Origin of the sequence: Micromonospora chaiyaphumensis, assembly GCF_900091435.1 — a bacterium.
Classification (GTDB): Bacteria; Actinomycetota; Actinomycetes; order Mycobacteriales; family Micromonosporaceae; genus Micromonospora; species Micromonospora chaiyaphumensis.
Map to the genome: position 1 here is coordinate 514,035 of NZ_FMCS01000004.1, position 15,670 is coordinate 529,704.

Annotated in this window: 13 protein-coding genes; 8 read left to right on the forward strand and 5 right to left on the reverse strand. The window is 72.4% G+C overall.

Annotation, left to right across the window (positions count from 1 at the left end):
* Positions 1-22: 22 nt before the first annotated feature.
* Genes GA0070214_RS14445 through GA0070214_RS14460 form a run of 4 tightly spaced genes read left to right on the forward strand, consistent with a single transcriptional unit; the run spans position 23 to position 4,168 of the window.
* Positions 23-1,354, forward strand: coding sequence for an ABC transporter substrate-binding protein (locus GA0070214_RS14445; RefSeq protein ID WP_091262966.1), 1,332 nt, complete (start codon positions 23-25; stop codon positions 1,352-1,354).
* A 6-nt stretch (positions 1,355-1,360) separates the two neighbouring features.
* Positions 1,361-2,323: a carbohydrate ABC transporter permease gene (locus GA0070214_RS14450; RefSeq protein WP_091262968.1), complete on the forward strand. Its 963-nt coding sequence runs from the start codon at positions 1,361-1,363 to the stop codon at positions 2,321-2,323.
* A 10-nt stretch (positions 2,324-2,333) separates the two neighbouring features.
* Entirely contained in the window at positions 2,334-3,158 is an 825-nt protein-coding gene (locus GA0070214_RS14455) for a carbohydrate ABC transporter permease (RefSeq protein WP_091262970.1), read from the forward strand.
* Positions 3,155-4,168, forward strand: a complete 1,014-nt coding sequence (locus GA0070214_RS14460) for a glycoside hydrolase family 43 protein (RefSeq protein WP_091262971.1) — start codon at positions 3,155-3,157, stop codon at positions 4,166-4,168. Before GA0070214_RS14455 ends, GA0070214_RS14460 begins: the two co-directional genes overlap by 4 nt.
* Before the next feature lie 44 nt (positions 4,169-4,212).
* Here GA0070214_RS14460 and GA0070214_RS14465 read toward each other — a convergent pair whose 3' ends face one another.
* Positions 4,213-5,706 (reverse strand): amino acid permease, encoded by a 1,494-nt coding sequence (locus GA0070214_RS14465; protein ID WP_091263136.1) that lies wholly within the window; start codon positions 5,704-5,706, stop codon positions 4,213-4,215.
* Between the two features lie 305 nt (positions 5,707-6,011).
* Between GA0070214_RS14465 and GA0070214_RS14470 the strand changes: the two genes are divergently transcribed.
* Entirely contained in the window at positions 6,012-7,670 is a 1,659-nt protein-coding gene (locus tag GA0070214_RS14470; RefSeq protein ID WP_091262974.1) for a glycoside hydrolase family 10-like protein, read from the forward strand.
* A gap of 50 nt (positions 7,671-7,720) precedes the next feature.
* Here GA0070214_RS14470 and GA0070214_RS14475 read toward each other — a convergent pair whose 3' ends face one another.
* Positions 7,721-8,407, reverse strand: coding sequence for a class I SAM-dependent methyltransferase (locus tag GA0070214_RS14475; protein WP_208602757.1), 687 nt, complete (start codon positions 8,405-8,407; stop codon positions 7,721-7,723).
* A gap of 164 nt (positions 8,408-8,571) precedes the next feature.
* Positions 8,572-9,303, reverse strand: coding sequence for a PadR family transcriptional regulator (locus GA0070214_RS14480; RefSeq protein WP_091262977.1), 732 nt, complete (start codon positions 9,301-9,303; stop codon positions 8,572-8,574).
* 175 nt (positions 9,304-9,478) lie between these two features.
* Here GA0070214_RS14480 and GA0070214_RS14485 point away from each other — a divergent pair, with 175 nt between their 5' ends.
* Entirely contained in the window at positions 9,479-10,018 is a 540-nt protein-coding gene (locus GA0070214_RS14485) for a phospholipase (protein ID WP_091262980.1), read from the forward strand.
* Between the two features lie 68 nt (positions 10,019-10,086).
* Here the strand turns inward: GA0070214_RS14485 and GA0070214_RS14490 are convergent, their stop codons facing one another.
* Together GA0070214_RS14490 and GA0070214_RS14495 are read right to left on the reverse strand one after the other, a co-directional pair.
* Positions 10,087-12,885 (reverse strand): ATP-binding protein, encoded by a 2,799-nt coding sequence (locus tag GA0070214_RS14490; protein WP_091262981.1) that lies wholly within the window; start codon positions 12,883-12,885, stop codon positions 10,087-10,089.
* A gap of 156 nt (positions 12,886-13,041) precedes the next feature.
* Positions 13,042-13,263, reverse strand: a complete 222-nt coding sequence (locus tag GA0070214_RS14495; protein ID WP_091262983.1) for an FmdB family zinc ribbon protein — start codon at positions 13,261-13,263, stop codon at positions 13,042-13,044.
* 56 nt (positions 13,264-13,319) lie between these two features.
* Here GA0070214_RS14495 and GA0070214_RS14500 point away from each other — a divergent pair, with 56 nt between their 5' ends.
* Entirely contained in the window at positions 13,320-14,504 is a 1,185-nt protein-coding gene (locus tag GA0070214_RS14500; RefSeq protein ID WP_091262985.1) for a lytic transglycosylase domain-containing protein, read from the forward strand.
* 72 nt (positions 14,505-14,576) lie between these two features.
* On the forward strand, positions 14,577-15,593 hold the full coding sequence (locus GA0070214_RS14505; RefSeq protein WP_091262987.1) for a GNAT family N-acetyltransferase: 1,017 nt from the start codon (positions 14,577-14,579) through the stop codon (positions 15,591-15,593).
* The last annotated feature ends 77 nt before the right edge of the window (positions 15,594-15,670 follow it).

The following is a 15,670-nucleotide window of genomic DNA, read 5'->3' on the forward strand; positions in this document are numbered from 1 at the left end:
TCCCGTCCCCCAAGGAGTAAGCATGATCCAGAACGAGATGAGCCGGCGCCGCCTGCTCGGCCTCGGCGTCGGGCTCGGCGCGGCGGCCACGCTGACGCTGGCCGGCTGCGGCGGTGGCAGCAGCACCAACGGGTCCACCGCGGCCGGCAACGGCGGCAAGGACTACACCGGCCCGAAGGTCGACCTGAAGCTCTGGAACGGTTTCACCGGCGGCGACGGCGACATCTTCAAGAAGCTGGTCGAGCAGTTCAACAGCGAGCACCAGAACATCGCCGTGAGCGTCATCACGTACGAGTGGCAGGACTACTACAGCAAGCTGCCCGGCGCGGTCACCAGCGGCAACGGCCCGGACATCGCGGTCATGCACATGGACCAGCTCGCCACCTTCGCGGCCCGCGGCGTCATCACCGAGCTGGACGACGTGGCCAAGGCCCTGGGCCTGAGCGAGGGTGACTTCGCCCCGACGGTGTGGAAGGGCGGCATCTACCACGACAAGCGGTACGGCATCCCGCTGGACATGCACCCGATGGGCTTCTACTACAACAAGGCCGTCATGCAGAAGGGCGGCCTGGACCCGAACAAGCCGCCGACGACCAGGGACGAGTACACGGCGGCGCTGACCGAGCTGAAGAAGGCCGGCGTGCAGGGCTTCTGGGTCAGCCCGTTCCAGTTCACCGGCGGCATGACCTTCTACAGCCTGCTGCACCAGTGGGGCGGGACGCTCTTCGACGCCGAGGTGGCGAAGGCGACCTTCAACTCGGACCCGGCCGTCGAGGCGTGCACCTGGCTGGTTGACATGATCAAGCAGGGCTTCTCCCCCGCCAACGTGGGCCAGGACGCCGACTACCTGGCGCTCAAGAGCGGCAAGAACGCCTTCAACTTCAACGGCATCTGGCAGATCAACGACCTGAAGAAGAGCCCGTCGGTGCAGTGGGGCGTCGCCCCGTTGCCGCAGCTCGGCAGCCAGAAGGCCACCTGGGCGAACTCGCACAACTTCACGATCGTCAAGCAGCGCAGCGCCGACAACAACAAGGTCTCCGGGGCGAAGGTCTTCATCAACTGGCTCAGCCAGCACTCGCTCGACTGGGCCAAGGGTGGCCAGATCCCGGCCCGCAAGGAGGTCCGGGAGGGCGCCGAGTTCAAGGCCCTGCCGGAGATCAGCGCGCTCGCCCCGGAGCTGGAGTACGCCGCCTTCCCGCCGGCCGCGCCGGGCCTCGGTGAGGTCATGACCACGTTCTACAACTCGTTCAACGAGGCGGCGCTCGGCAAGAAGTCGCCGAAGCAGGCGCTGGACGACGGGGTGACCAAGGCGAACAAGCAGCTCGAGGACAACCGCAAGAAGTACGGGAGCTGATCCGCCGTGGCGGACGTGATCGAGGTCGGGGCGGCGCGTGACGACGCGCCGCCCCCGGCGGGCCGCGCCCGCCGCCGGGGCGCGACGGAACGGGGGCACCGGGCGACGCCCTACCTCTTCCTCGCGCCGTACCTGGTTCTCTTCCTGGTCTTCGGGCTGGCACCGATCGTGTTCGGCGTCTGGATCAGCCTGCACCAGTGGGACCTCCAGCTGCCGAACCGGCCGTTCATCGGGCTGGAGAACTACCGCGACCTGTTCTCCAGCGACTCGGCGGACTACGCGGACTGGTGGTCCAGTGTCCGGGCGACCGCGATCTTCACCGTGCTGTCGGTGCCGCTGCTGGTGGTCGTCCCGCTGGGCCTGGCCCTGCTGCTGAACGAGAAGTTCCCCGGCCGGACGTTCTTCCGGGCCGCCTTCTTCGCCCCGTACGTGCTCGGTGTCGCGGTGATCGGCCTGCTCTGGCGCTTCCTGCTCGACGCGAACCTCGGCCTGATCAACCGGCTGCTCGGCGCGGTCGGGCTGCCCGCGGACACCCCCTGGGTGACCGACGTGCCATGGGCCTGGGTCTCCCTGGTCGGCGTGACGGTCTGGTGGACCTGCGGCTTCAACGCGGTGATCTACCTGGCCGGCCTTCAGGACATCCCGGCCGAGCTGTACGAGGCGGCGAAGGTCGACGGCGCGAGCGCCTGGGACCGGTTCCGCCACGTCACCCTGCCCGGGCTGCGCCCGGTGCTGCTCTTCGTGCTCACCACGACGATCCTCGCCTCGGCGAACGTCTTCGGGCAGTCCTTCCTCATCACGCAGGGGGCACCGGGCGAGCAGACCCGGACCGTGGTCTGGCGGATCGTCGACGAGGGCCTGCGCAACTACGACGTCGGCCAGGCGTCCGCGATGAGCGTGCTCTTCGCGCTGCTGCTGGCGGTCGTCAGCATCGTCAACTTCCGGCTGTTCCGCTACCGGGAAGACTGAGGGGGCGACCATGACGAACGTGCGTCGGGTGGCGCGCTACACCGCGCTGGTCCTGATCACCGCGGTCTTCGTGACCCCGCTGGTCTGGATGGCCCTGACCTCCCTGAAGACCTACGACGACGCGCAGCAGGACCCGCCGAGCTGGCTGCCGAACCCGTTCTCCACCTACGGCTACGACCAGATCCTCGGCAACACCGCCAACCCGGTGCTGCGCTGGTTCCTCAACAGCATGCTGGCCGCCAGCCTGCACACGCTGCTGGTGCTGGTGACCGCGTCGATGGCCGCGTACGCCCTGGCCCGGCTGCGGTTCCGGGGCCGGAAGCTGAGCTTCGCGCTGATCGTCGGGACGCTGTTCCTGCCGCCCACCTCGCTGATCATCCCGAACTTCGTGATCGCCGACCGGCTGGGCTGGATCGACACCCTCACGGTGATCGTCGTGCCGGGCGCGGCGAGCGCGTTCGGGGTCTTCTTCCTGCGCCAGTTCTTCCTCTCCATCCCGGCCGAGCTGGAGGAGGCGGCGGTGCTGGACGGGGCGAACCACTGGCAGGTCTTCTCCCGGGTGCTGCTGCCGCTGTCGAAGCCGGCGCTGGCCACCCTGGCGGTCCTGTCGTTCCTCACCAACTGGAACGACTTCCTGTGGCCGGTCTACGTGCTGTTCAGCCCCGAGCGGCTGACCCTGCCGGCGGGCCTGGGCCTGCTCCAGGGCGCCTACGTGACCGACTACCCGGTGATCATGGCGGGGGCGGTGCTGGCCAGCGTGCCCGTGCTGATCCTCTTCGTGCTCGCCCAGCGGCACATCATCCAGGGCGTGTCGCGCAGCGGTCTGAAGGGATGACCGACCGGCGGACGTGGCGACGCGGCGCGGCGGCCCTGGCCGCCGCGCTGCTCGTCGCCGGTTGCGGCAGCGGAGAAACCCCGTCGAGTACGCCGGAGGGCGCACCCGTGTACACCAACCCGGTCATCCGGACCGATGCCCCCGACCCGCAGGCGATCCGGGTCGGCGACACCTGGTACCTGTTCCACACCAACTCCGGTGGCCGGAACGTCCCCGTGCTCACCTCGCCCGACCTGGTCGAGTGGACCGAGGCCGGCGACGCCCTGCCGGAGCTGCCGGCCTGGGCCGACGCCGGGAAGACCTGGGCGCCGGAGGTCATCCAGCTCGCCCCGGACCGGTTCGCCCTCTACTACACGGTGGCCGACCGTGACTCCGGCCGGCAGTGCCTCGGCCGGGCGGTGGCGAGCACCCCGCTCGGGCCGTACCGGGACGACACGGAGGGGCCGCTGGTCTGCCAGGCGGAGCTGGGCGGCTCGATCGACGCCAGCCCGTACCGGGACGCCGACGGGAGCCTCTGGCTGCTCTGGAAGAACGACGGGAACGCCATCGGGGTGGACACCTGGCTCTGGTCGCAGCGCCTCTCGCCCGACGGGCTCCGGCTGGTCGGCTCGCCGGCGAAGCTGCTCAAGCAGACCGAGCCCTGGGAGGGCACGCTGATCGAGGGGCCGTTCTTCCACCGGCACGACGGGAAGCTGCTGCTCTTCTTCGCCGCCAACGCCTACGACCGGGACACCTACGCCGAGGGCTACGCGGTCTGCGAGAGCCCCACGGGGCCGTGCGTGAAGGCCGGGGAGAACCCGATCCTGAAGTCGAACGCGGTGGCCTCCGGCCCGGGCCACGCGTCGATGGTCGAGAAGGACGGCCGCACCTGGCTGCTGTACCACGCCTGGCCGCCCGGCCAGGAGGGCAGCACCGACCCGGGCCGCCAGGTCTGGCTCGACGAGGTGGTCTGGACCGACGGCCGGCCGGTCGTGAAGGGCCCGACGGCGGAGCCCCGGCCCCGCCCCTGAACGCGCGGAAGGGCCCCTTCTCCGGGGCCCTTCCGCGCGCGGGGTCAGCGGGCGGCGGGTGCCGGTTCCTCCGTGGCCGCCTCGCCGCGGGCCAGGCGGTTCTTCCGGTGGCCGTAGCCGAAGTAGATGAGCGCGCCGAGCAACATCCAGGCGAGGAACCGGATCCAGGTCTCCACCGACAGGTTCAACATCAGGTAGAGGCAGGCCAGCGCGGACACGATCGGCAGCACCGGCGAGAACGGCACCTTGAACGGCCGCTCCAGCTCGGGGCGCCGCCGGCGCAGGATCGGCACCGCGACCGAGACCAGCACGAACGCGCAGAGCGCGCCGATGCTGACCAGGTCGGCCAGCGCGGAGAGCGGCAGGAAGCCGGCCAGCAGGGCGACGCCGATCGTCATGATCGCCGAGATCCGGTACGGCGTGCCCCAGCGCGGGTGGACCTTGGCGATCGAGGGCGGGATGAGCCCGTCCCGGCCGATGGCGAAGCCGATCCGGCCCATGGCCACCAGATCGACCAGGATCACGCTGGTCAGGCCGGCGACGGCGGCGATGGAGACCAGGACGGCGGCCCAGTTGGCGCCGACCGCCTCGAAGGCGGAGGCGATCGGGGCGCCCTCGTCGATGTCGGTGTAGCGCACCATGCCGACCAGGACCAGCGAGACGCCGATGTACAGCACCGTGGAGACGCCCAGCGTGCCGAGCAGGCCCAGCGGCAGGTCGCGCCGGGGCTTGCGGGTCTCCTCGCCGAGGTTCGCCACGGCCTCGAACCCGGTGTACGCGAAGAACACCACCGCGGCGGCGGTCAGCACCCCGGCGAAGCCGAAGACGGACGGCTCGAGCCCGAAGAGGGCCTGGGTGACCGGTTGCCGGATGCCGTCCTCGCCGCCCCCGGCCGGCTCGGTGGTCGGGATGAACGGGCTGAGGTTGGCGGCCTTCACGAAGAACAGCCCGGCGACCACGATGAAGACGCAGATGGCGACCTTCACGAGGACCAGCAGGTTGGTCACCCGGGCGGACTCGCGGATGCCGACGATGCCGATGGCGCCGAGGATCAGCACGATGGCGATCGCGCCGAGGTTGACGACGCTGCCCTCCTCGGCGAACCAGGCGCTGGGCAGGTCGAAGAGTTCGGCGAGGTAGCCGGACCAGCCGCGGGCCACCACCGCCGAGCCGAGCGCGAACTCCAGCAGCAGGTCCCAGCCGATGATCCAGGCGACGATCTCGCCCATGGTCGCGTACGCGTAGGTGTAGGCGCTGCCGGCGGTCGGCACGCTGGACGCCAGCTCCGCGTAGCAGAGCGCGGCGAGCAGCGCGACCACGCCGGCGATCGCGAACGAGATCACCACGCCCGGGCCGGCGTGATTCTTCGCCTCGATCCCGGTCAGCGTGAAGATGCCGGTGCCGATCACGATGCCGATGCCGAAGCCCATGAGGTCGATCGCGCCGAGGCGGCGACGCAGTCCGGGCCGGCCGTCCTCGCCGTCGGCCGCACCCTGGGCGAGCACGTCCCGGATCGGTTTCGTCCGTAGGACGGACATGATCACCTCCCACCGTGCGACCACCACGGTGGCGGTCCGTGACCGGGCAAGCTACCCAGGCCCCTGACCCGCTAATCCGGTACGGGCGGTGTCGGACAGGTCACGGATCGGGGTGTGGCCCGACTCACCCTCGGACGTTCGGCCCCACCTGCCCATCGATCCGTCCGCAGGTCTTGCGCCCTGTCCGGATTGATGAAAGTTTTCTACCGGGGACAGTTACTGTGCGGCGAATCTTGCCGGATGCGCCGCCCGTCCGCCGCCACCCGACATCGCACCCGTGAGCCCCAACGAAGGGACCGCACCGCATGAAGGCAACTCGGCTCGGAGCCGCCGGGCTGGCCGTGGCGCTGCTCGGCGCGCTCGTCGCCGGCACCCCCGCGAGCGCCGCGGAGAGCAACACGGCGACCGACTCCACCGCGACCACCTGCGTCACCGACCCGGCCGTCCCGAAGCGGCAGTTCCGGGCCATGTGGATCGCCTCGGTGACGAACATCGACTGGCCCAGCAAGGACTCCTGGACCGCACCGGACCAGGTCGCCAAGCAGAAGGCCGAATACCTGGCCTGGCTCGACCTGGCCCAGAAGCTCAACCACAACGCCGTCGTGGTCCAGGTCCGCCCGACCGCCGACGCGTTCTGGCCCTCGGAGGTCGAGCCCTGGTCGGAGTACCTGACCGGGGTCCGCGGCCAGAACCCGGGCTGGGACCCGCTGGCCTTCCTCGTCGAGGAGTCGCACAAGCGCAACCTGGAGTTCCACGCCTGGATGAACCCGTACCGGGTCTCCATGCCGGCACCCGGCGGCGCGGGCGCCGACATCTCGAAGCTCGCCCCGAACCACCCGGTGCGCCAGCACCCGGACTGGGTGTTCGCCTACCCGCCGGCGGGGGTCGCCGGCAGCCGGCTCTACTACAACCCCGGCATTCCCGAGGTCCGCGAGTTCGTGCAGACCGCGATGATGGACGCGGTCAAGAAGTACGACATCGACGGCGTGCACTTCGACGACTACTTCTACCCGTACCCGAGCGGCACCTACCAGTACCCGGACGACGCCACCTTCGCCCAGTACAACCGGGGCTTCACGAACAAGGCCGACTGGCGGCGGGACAACATCAACCTGCTGATCCAGGAGATGAACGCCAAGATCAAGGCGGAGAAGCCGTGGGTGAAGTTCGGGGTCAGCCCGTTCGGCATCTGGCGCAACAAGTCGGCCGACCCGAACGGCTCGGACACCACCGGCTCGCAGTCGTACGACATCATCTCCGCCGACACCCGCAAGTGGGTCAAGGAGGAGTGGATCGACTACATCGTGCCGCAGCTCTACTGGTACATCGGCCAGTACCCGGCCGCCGACTACGCCCGGCTCGTGCCGTGGTGGGCGGAGACCGTGCGGGGCACCGACGTCCAGCTCTACATCGGGCAGGCCGACTACAAGAGCGGTGACCCGGCGTACGGCTCGTTCTGGATGAACCCGCAGGAGCTGTCGAACCACCTGACGCTCAACCGGTCGTACCCGGAGGTGCTCGGCAACGTGCACTTCTCCGCAGTGCAGGTGCGGGCCAACCGGCTCGGCGCCACCGACATCTACGCGGCCGAGCACTACTCCCGGCCGGCGCTGGTGCCGACCATGTCGCAGCTCCCGGCCAAGCCGTTGCTCTTCCCGGTGGTCACCGGCGCCGAGCGGCAGGCCGACGGGGTGCGGCTGAGCTGGCGGCAGCCGGCCGACGGCAAGGGCCCGTTCGGCACGGCCACCTCGTACGCGATCTACCGGTTCGACGGCGCCGGCCTGGCCGGCCGCTGCGACTTCGCCGACGCGTCCCACCTGGTCGCCACCGTCCGCGCGGACGGCGACGTGCAGTCCTGGGTGGACACCACGGCGGAGTCCGGCGCGCGGTACACCTACTACGTGACCGCGCTGGACCGGCTCTGGAACGAGAGCCCGGCGAGCCCGCCGCGCTTCGTGCGCTGACCCGCACGACAGGGGACGCCCGGGGCCTCGCGCCCCGGGCGTCCCGCCGTTCAGGCGGCCTTGTGCAGCCGCACCTCCAGCCCGATCAGCCCGTCCCGGTCCACCTCGGCGCCACCGAAGGCGCTCTCCGCGGCGAGCCGGGCGAAGGCGTCGCCGGTGACCGCCCGCCGCCGCAGCATCCGCAGCGCCGAGCGGGTCCAGAACGCGTCCAGCCCACCCAGCCCCATCCGGGCCACCTCCCGCTCGATGTCCGCCGGCGCGACGTCGGCGCGCAGGTCGTGGATCACCGCCCGGCCGCCCGGCCGGAGCACCCGGTGCAGTTCGTCCAGCGCCCGCACGGGACGGACGAAGTTCTTGAACGCGGCCTGGCAGACCACCAGGTCGAACGAATCCGCCGGGAACGGCAGCTCGTGCACATCGCCCTGACGGAAGGCCACCTCGACCCCGGCGCGCCGGGCCGCCTCCCCCGCCAGTTCGACGAACGTGTGACTGACGTCCAGCCCGGTGATCCGGTAGGCCCCCAGCCGGGCCAGCTCGATCGCCAGGAAGCCGGGGCCGGGCGCCACCTCCAGCACGGCCGCCCCGGCGGGCAGCCCCTCGGCCAGCCGGGCGGCCTGCCGCCGGTACTCGGCCAGTTGCGCGGCGGAGCCGCGGTTCCGGGCGTACCAGCGGGCGGTCCGCCCCTCCATCTCGGGCAGCAGCTTGCGCTTGGGCGCGTGCAGGTCCTTCGTGCTCATCTCTTCCTCCGGTCTCGGATCGTGTGGGCACGAACCGGCCCGGCGACGGGAGCCCGGTTATCGTTGCGGTTGCCACCTTGCGGCCGGGTTGCCGTTCCCGCGGTCTCGGTTCGCAGGTCAGGACCCCGGCGGCGGTGTTCCCGCACCCCCGCCGGGGTCCGCTGTCAGTGCGGCTCGGTCCCCCTTTCCGCCAGGGCCGCCGGGTCTCTGTGTGGCTCGGCCCCCCTCTCGGCCAGGGCCGCCGGGTCTCTGTGTGGCTCGGCCCCCCTCTCGGCCAGGGCCGCCCATTCGGGTGGCACCGCGCCGGTCTCGTGCCAGGCCCGCCACTCGGCCAGCCCCGGCAGCGCACCGGTGGTCAGCTCGTCGAGCAGGCCGCGCACCCAGGTCGCCTCGGCCTCCCGGACGGCCAGGTCGTATTCGGCCTCGATGAGGAAGATCCGGGGCACCTCGCGGGCGTGCCCGGCCAGCGCCGCCCGCTGCGCGGCGAGCTGGCCCTTCAGCCGGTCGAGGCGCTGCCGCAGCAGGTCGAGCGCCTCGTCGGGCGCGAGGACGCCGAGCACCGAGAGGCCCGCCTCGAACCGGGGTTGCTCCCGCTCCGGGACGGCGACGAGCTCCCGCGTCCAGTCGACCAGCTCCGCGTGCCCCGCCTCGGTGAGCCGGTAGACGGTGCGTTCCGGGCGCCGTCCCTGACGGGCGCTCTCCACCGCCGCGACGAGGCCGTGCCGCTCCAGGTTCGCCACCACCGTGTAGAGCGAACCCCACTTGATCGGCATGTCCTGGTCCTTGCCGCGGGCGCGCAGCACGGCGGCGATCTCGTAGGGGTGGCGGGGCCGCTCGACCAGGGCCGCGAGCACGGCGAGGGCCAGCAGGTTCCCGACCCGGCGTCGCTTCGCCACCGCCGCCTCCTCGTCCCCGATTACTCGTAGACGAGTATACGGCCGAGGGTCGCGCTGGCAAGGCATTCGTCTGTTTCGACGCCTGTCATCAACACGCCGCCCGGGACATCGCCTCCGGCTCCCCTGCCGATCGAAAATCATCGACATCTAGCCCCACACCCCCGGGGAGGTAACCGTGTCCCGACGTCTCACCACCCTGCTCGCCGCCGGCACGATCGCCCTGCTCACCGCCGTCGGCGTGGCCACCCCCGCCGCCGCCGCGGTGAGCACCGAACAGAAGCTCGCCGTGCTCTCCAGCTGGACCCAGACCAGTGCCAGCAGCTACACCGCCTGGAACTCCGCCCGCCTGAACCGGGCTCCCTGGACCGAGTACAACTTCGACTGGTCGACCGACTACTGCTCGTCCAGCCCGGACAACCCGCTCGGCTTCAACTTCAGCCTCTCCTGCTACCGGCACGACTTCGGCTACCGCAACCACAAGGCGATGGGCATCTTCCCGGCCAACAAGTCCCGCCTGGACAGCGCGTTCTACGCGGACCTGAAGCGGGTCTGCGCCACCTACAACACGGTCGTGCGACCCGCCTGCTACAGCCTCGCCTGGACCTACTACCAGGCGGTCAGCGTCTTCGGCTCGGTTGCCGCCGTGCAACAGGCCGACCTGGACCGCGCCGCCCGGATGAAGGCCCAGGCCGAACGCACCGCCGCCCGCCACTGACCCCTGACCCCGCGTCGATCAAGAGGTTCGCGTCACCGGAGGAGCGGATCACGACGCGAACCTCTTGGTCAGCTCGCCGTGGAGCGGCGCGGGGCGGGGGCCGTGAAGCGGGGGGAATCGGGGGTCTTCAGGTCGGGATGGCTCAGGTTCAGAGCCAGGGTGGCGGCCTCCTCCAGGCGGAGGGCCGCGCCGGTGGTGTAGGCGGTGTCGAACGCGGCGTCGCCGAGGGCCCGGCGCAGGTCCGCCTGGCGGGCCAGCCAGTAGGGGCCGTAGATGCCCGGGGTGGCGCGCAGGCTCGCCCGGGTCGCCTGGGCCGCGCCGAAGAGCCGGGCCGCCGTCACCGGCTCGCCGTCCAGGGCGCAGCGCACCGCGATGGCGTTCACCGTGTCGCACGCCCGGCCCAGGTAGCCGTGGCTCATCCGGGAGCGGAGCGCCACCAGCAGGTGCTCGTGCGCGGCCACCAGGTCGCCCCGGGCCAGCGCCACCAGGCCGAGCAGCATGTCCACCGAGCGCCGGCCCCGCTCGACCGGGCGGGCCGCCTCCACCGGGCGGGCCGCGCCGAGCACCTCGGCCGCCTCGTCCAGCGCGCCCCGGCGCCACAGCAGCTCGGCGAGGTTGTAGACGGCGAGCAGGGCGTCGGAGACCACGTCCTGGGCGTACGCCCAGTCGATGACCTCGCGGCAGACCCGTTCCGCCTCGACGAACTGTCCCATGTCGACCAGCGGCGCGGCCCGGCCCGCCAGCACCCGGGCGAGCAGTCCCAGGTCGCCGGCCTGCCGGGCGGCCGCCTCGGCCCGCTGCGAGTAGCGCAGCTCCTCGGCGAACTCGCCGTCCGCACCGGCGTGCAACGAGTGCATGTGGTACGCCGCCGCCAGTTCCGCCTCCGGGATCGCCTCCCCGGTCTCGGCGATCCGCCCGTACAGCCGGAACAGCCAGAGCCGCCCCTCCCGGGCCAGGCCGCGCTCCCGCCACCACTGGTCGAGCCCGCCGGCCAGCCGCAGCCCGGACCGGGCGCTGCCGCCGGTGGCGCACCAGCGCAGCGCGGCCCGCAGCTCCCCGGCGAGCGGGTCGAGCGCGTACAGGGAGAGGGTCACCGGGCGGCCGTCCGGGCCCAGGTGGGCGCGCTCCAGGGCGTGCCGGGACCAGGCGACGTGCCGGTCCCGGGCGGTCTGCTCCTCGCCCGCCTCGATGAGCCGCCGGGCCGCGTACGCCCGGATCGGGTCCAGCATCCGGTAGGTGCTGCCCGAGGCGTGCGGCTCGGCCAGCACCATCGACTTGTCCACGAGCACCGACAGCGGGTCGAGCGGGTCGTCGTCGAGCAGCCACTGCACGGTCGGCAGGTCCACCGGGCCCGCGAAGACGGCCAGCCAGCGCAACAGCCGGGCCGAGCGGGCGCCCAGCGTCCGGTACGACCAGGTCACCGTGGCCTGCATGGTCAGGTGCCGCTCGTTCGCCGAGCGCTGCACCGCCCGGCTGGCCGGGGTGGCCGGAGCGGCCCCGGTCGCGGCGGCCACCAGGTCGACCGTGTCCTGCTGGTTGCCGGTCCAGCCGGCCTCCACGGCGGGCGGCTCCAGCTCCTCCCGCCCGGCGTCCAGCGTGCCCAGCATGTCGTCGAGGCGCTCGGCGAGCTGCCCGGCCGAGAGCACCCGCAGCCGCGCGGCCGCCAGCTCGATGGCCAGCGGCAGCCCGTCCAGCCGGCGGACCACCCGGCGCAGGTCGGCCTGCTCGGCGGGCTCCGGCGCCCGGCCGCCCCGGGCCGCCGTGGTGCGGTCCAGCAGCAGCGCCACCGCGTCGCTCGCCCCGCCGTCCGGGCCCGGGTCCACCGACAGCGGCGGGATCCGCCACACCACCTCACCGGGCACGCCGAACGACTCGCGGCTGGTGGCGAGCACCCGCACGCCTCGGCCACCGGTCAGCAGCCGGGAGATCACCTCGGCCGAGGCGGCCGGCTGGGCGTCGCAGGTGTCCAGCACGATCAGCATCCGCCGGGCCGCCGCGTACTCGACAAGGGTGTCCACCATGGGGCGGCCCGGCTCCGGGCGCAGCCCGAGCACGGCGGCGATCTCGAACGCGACCAGCCCCGGGTCGGTGACGGCCGCGACGTCGACGAACCACACCCCGTCCGGGTACGCCTCGACCACCCCGGAGGCCAGCTCCACGGCCAGCCGGGTCTTGCCGGCCCCGCCCGCGCCCAGCACGGTCACCAGCCGGTACGCCTCGACCAGCCGCCGCAGCTCGGCCCGTTCGGCCTCGCGGCCGACGAACGAGGTGACCTGGGTGGGCAGGTTGTGCGCCACCGCGTCGGCGGTACGCGGCCGCGGGAAGCTCCGCTCCAGACCGGGCGCGACGAGCTGGAACAGCCGTTCCCGGTCGTCGAAGCCGCGCAGCCGGTGCAGCCCGAGGTCCAACAGGGACGCTCCGTCGGGCAGCGGATCGGCGTGCCGAGCGGTCGCGGCCGAGCAGAGCACCTGTCCACCGTGGGCGGCGGCGGCCACCCGGGCGGCCCGGTGCACCTCGGGGCTGGCGTACTCGCCGTCGCGGGGTTCGGCGTAGCCGGTGTGCAGCCCCATCCGCACCCGCGGCGCGGCCTCCGGAGTGGGCCAGTCGTGGCCGGCCAGCGCGCGTTGCGCGGTGAGGCAGGCGTGCATGGCCGCGGCCGCGTCCGGGAAGGCGAGGAAGAACGAGTCGCCCTCGGTCAACAGCTCCGCCCCGTCGGTGCCGGCCAGCGTGTGGCGCAGCAACCGGCGGTGTTCCCGCAGCACCGGGCGGTAGCCCGGACCGAGCAGCTGGGCCAGTCGCGTGGAGCCCTCGATGTCGGTGAAGACGAAGGTCACCCATCCGCTCGGGAGGTGGATCCGTGGCGACATGCGTGGAACCTCCGCCCCGTGACGTCGGCTTCATGCTGCCCTATGGTCACGCGGTCACGCATCGTGAGAACGGCCGGGCAGATTCCGACTCAAGGTGCCAAAGGATCACACGGGCGGCAAGCCGGATCGACCGGCGGGCCGAGGGCGGATGGGCGGTCAGCAGCCGCAGGCGCCGCCGCAGCAGCCGCCGCCGGCCGGGGCGGACGCCCCGCCGACCGGGCCGGACCCGCCCCGGCCGGTGACCGCGACGGTGGAGAGCAGCTTCACGGTGTCGGCGTGTCCCTGCGGGCAGGAGGCCGGCTGACCGGCCTCGGCCATCGGGCGGTTGACCTCGAAGGTGTCGCCGCAGGCGCGGCAGCGGAAGTCGTAGCGGGGCATGCCGACAGCGTACGGCCGGACCTGACGTCCCGGCAGTCATGGGTGATACTCGACGGGTGGTGGACGGCGAGCAGCGATCGACGGTTCGACCCCTGCGACCGGCCGCGCCGCCCGACGGCACCGGCCCCGTCCCCCGCCCGCGCCGCGACACGACCGGCCCGAAGGTTGAACCGACCGACTCGACGGCAAAGCCGGCTGCCTCGAAGGTGGAGCCGGCCGACCCGGCGCCGGGCGACGCGAAGACGGAGCCGGCCGACACAAGGCTAGAGCCGGCCGGTCGGCGGCGGCGGGCGCCGTTCGCGCACGCGGTGCGGATTCCACCGCGGCAGCTCGCCGCCGGCGCGGCCCGGGCCACCCGCGCCTGGTCGCGCCGTCCCAGTGGGCGCACCACCCTGCCCGGCCTCTTCCTGCTCGCCCTGGTCGCGGCCACGGCCGCGGCCGGCGCGCTGCTGGTGCCCGCGGCGGTCCGCAAGCCGCAGCCCGTGGCCGTCGACGCCGCCACGAGCGCCCCGGTCCAGGGCGTACCCCAGGCCGGTGTGGTGCCCGGAGCGACCGGCGGGCCGCTGGATCCCGGCGCGACCGGGCTGCCCGGCACCGTCGGCCCGACCGCCACGGCCACGCCCGTCGGCACGCCGACCGGGCCGGTCGCCGGCCCGGTGGTCGTCGGGCGTCCGGCCGACGCGCTGGCCGGCTGGGCGCAGAAGGTCAGCGCGACCACCCGCATCCCGGCCGTCGCCCTGCAGGCGTACGGCTACGCCGAGCTGGTCCTGGCCCAGACCAACCGCAGCTGCCAGCTGAGCTGGACCACGCTGGCCGCGATCGGCTACGTCGAGTCCCGCCACGGGTCGTACAACAACTCGATCCTGCGGCCCGACGGTGTCGCCGCGCCGGAGATCCTCGGCGCCCCGCTGGACGGGCAGGGCGGCCGCTCCCGGATCCTCGACACCGACCAGGGGCAGCTCGACCACGACCCGGTCTACGACAAGGCGCTCGGCCCGATGCAGTTCATCCCGAGCACCTGGCAGCAGATCGGCGCGGACGCCGACAACGACGGCGTCAAGAACCCCCACGACATCGACGACGCGGCGCTGGCCGCCGGCCGCTACCTGTGCCAGGGCGGCCGGAACATGACCATCGCGGGCGACTGGTGGGGCGCCATCCTCTCCTACAACGATGTACGCCGTTACGCACAGGACGTCTTCGACAAGGCCGACGAATACGGACGCCTGAGCGGTACGTGACGTGACCGGTTGCATACATTCGCGGACTTGACCCTTCCCCCGGGCTGCCGTTGACGGCAAGCTAGACGGGTGATGGTGCGCGAGTGGGACCCTCGGACCGCGTCGTCCGCCGAGATCGCGTCGCTGCTGGACACGCTCAACGCGGTGCTGGCGGCCGACCTCCCGCAGGATCCGCCCTGGCGGGAAAGCTCCCTGCGGGAATACCTCTCCGAGGTCATGCCGGGTGAGCGCCGGATCTCCTGGGTCGCCCAGGCCGATCCCGCCCCGGACGGCACACCGGGCCCGATCCTCGGCCACGTGAACGTGCTGCTGCTCGGCGGCATCGGCGTGCTGGAGGTGCTGGTGCACCCGACGGCCCGGCGCGGCCGGCTCGGCCGCGAGCTGGTCCGGGTGGCCGCCCGCCGGGTCTGGGACGAGGGCTTCCAGTCGATCGGCGTGGAGGTCGTCGGCGACACCCCGGCCGTGGCGTTCTACGAGGCGCTCGGCTTCACCAGGGAATACGTCGAGACCCGCAGCGTGCTCGACCTGGGTGCCATGGAGTGGCCGGTGCTGGCCGAGATGGCCACCGAGGTGGGCGCCGGCTACCACGTCGAGTTCTGCCCGGGCGGGCCGCCGGACGACCTCATCGAGGCGTACGCGCGGGCCAAGGCCGAGGTGCGCGACGTCGACGACGGCGAGCTGCGGCCCAGCTCCTACGACCCGCAGCGGCTGCGGGACAGCCTCGACACGCTGCACCGGCGCGGCATGAAGCCGTACATCGTGCTGGCCCTGCACGAGCAGACCGGCGAGGTGGCCGGGCTGACCGAGGTGGTCGTGCCGGCACAGCACCCGACCCGGGCCGACCAGTACGACACCATCGTGGTCCGCGACCACCGGGGCTACGGCATCGACCGGGCCATCAAGGCCCGGATGCTGCTGGAGCTGCGCTCCGCCGAGCCCGAGCTGGCCGAGGTGCAGACCTGGAACGCGCAGGCCAACGAGGCGATGCTGAAGGTCAACGCGGAGCTGGGCTACCGTCCCGACCGAGACTGGTGCGAATACAGCGTCGACGTGGCCGAGCTGGTGCACCGGCTCGACAGCCAGCGCTGACAGATATTCATCAAACGGCTGCCCGGGGGATGGACGGCGGACCGGAACGCCACTTAACGTGCGTTAGTTCCTGTCCA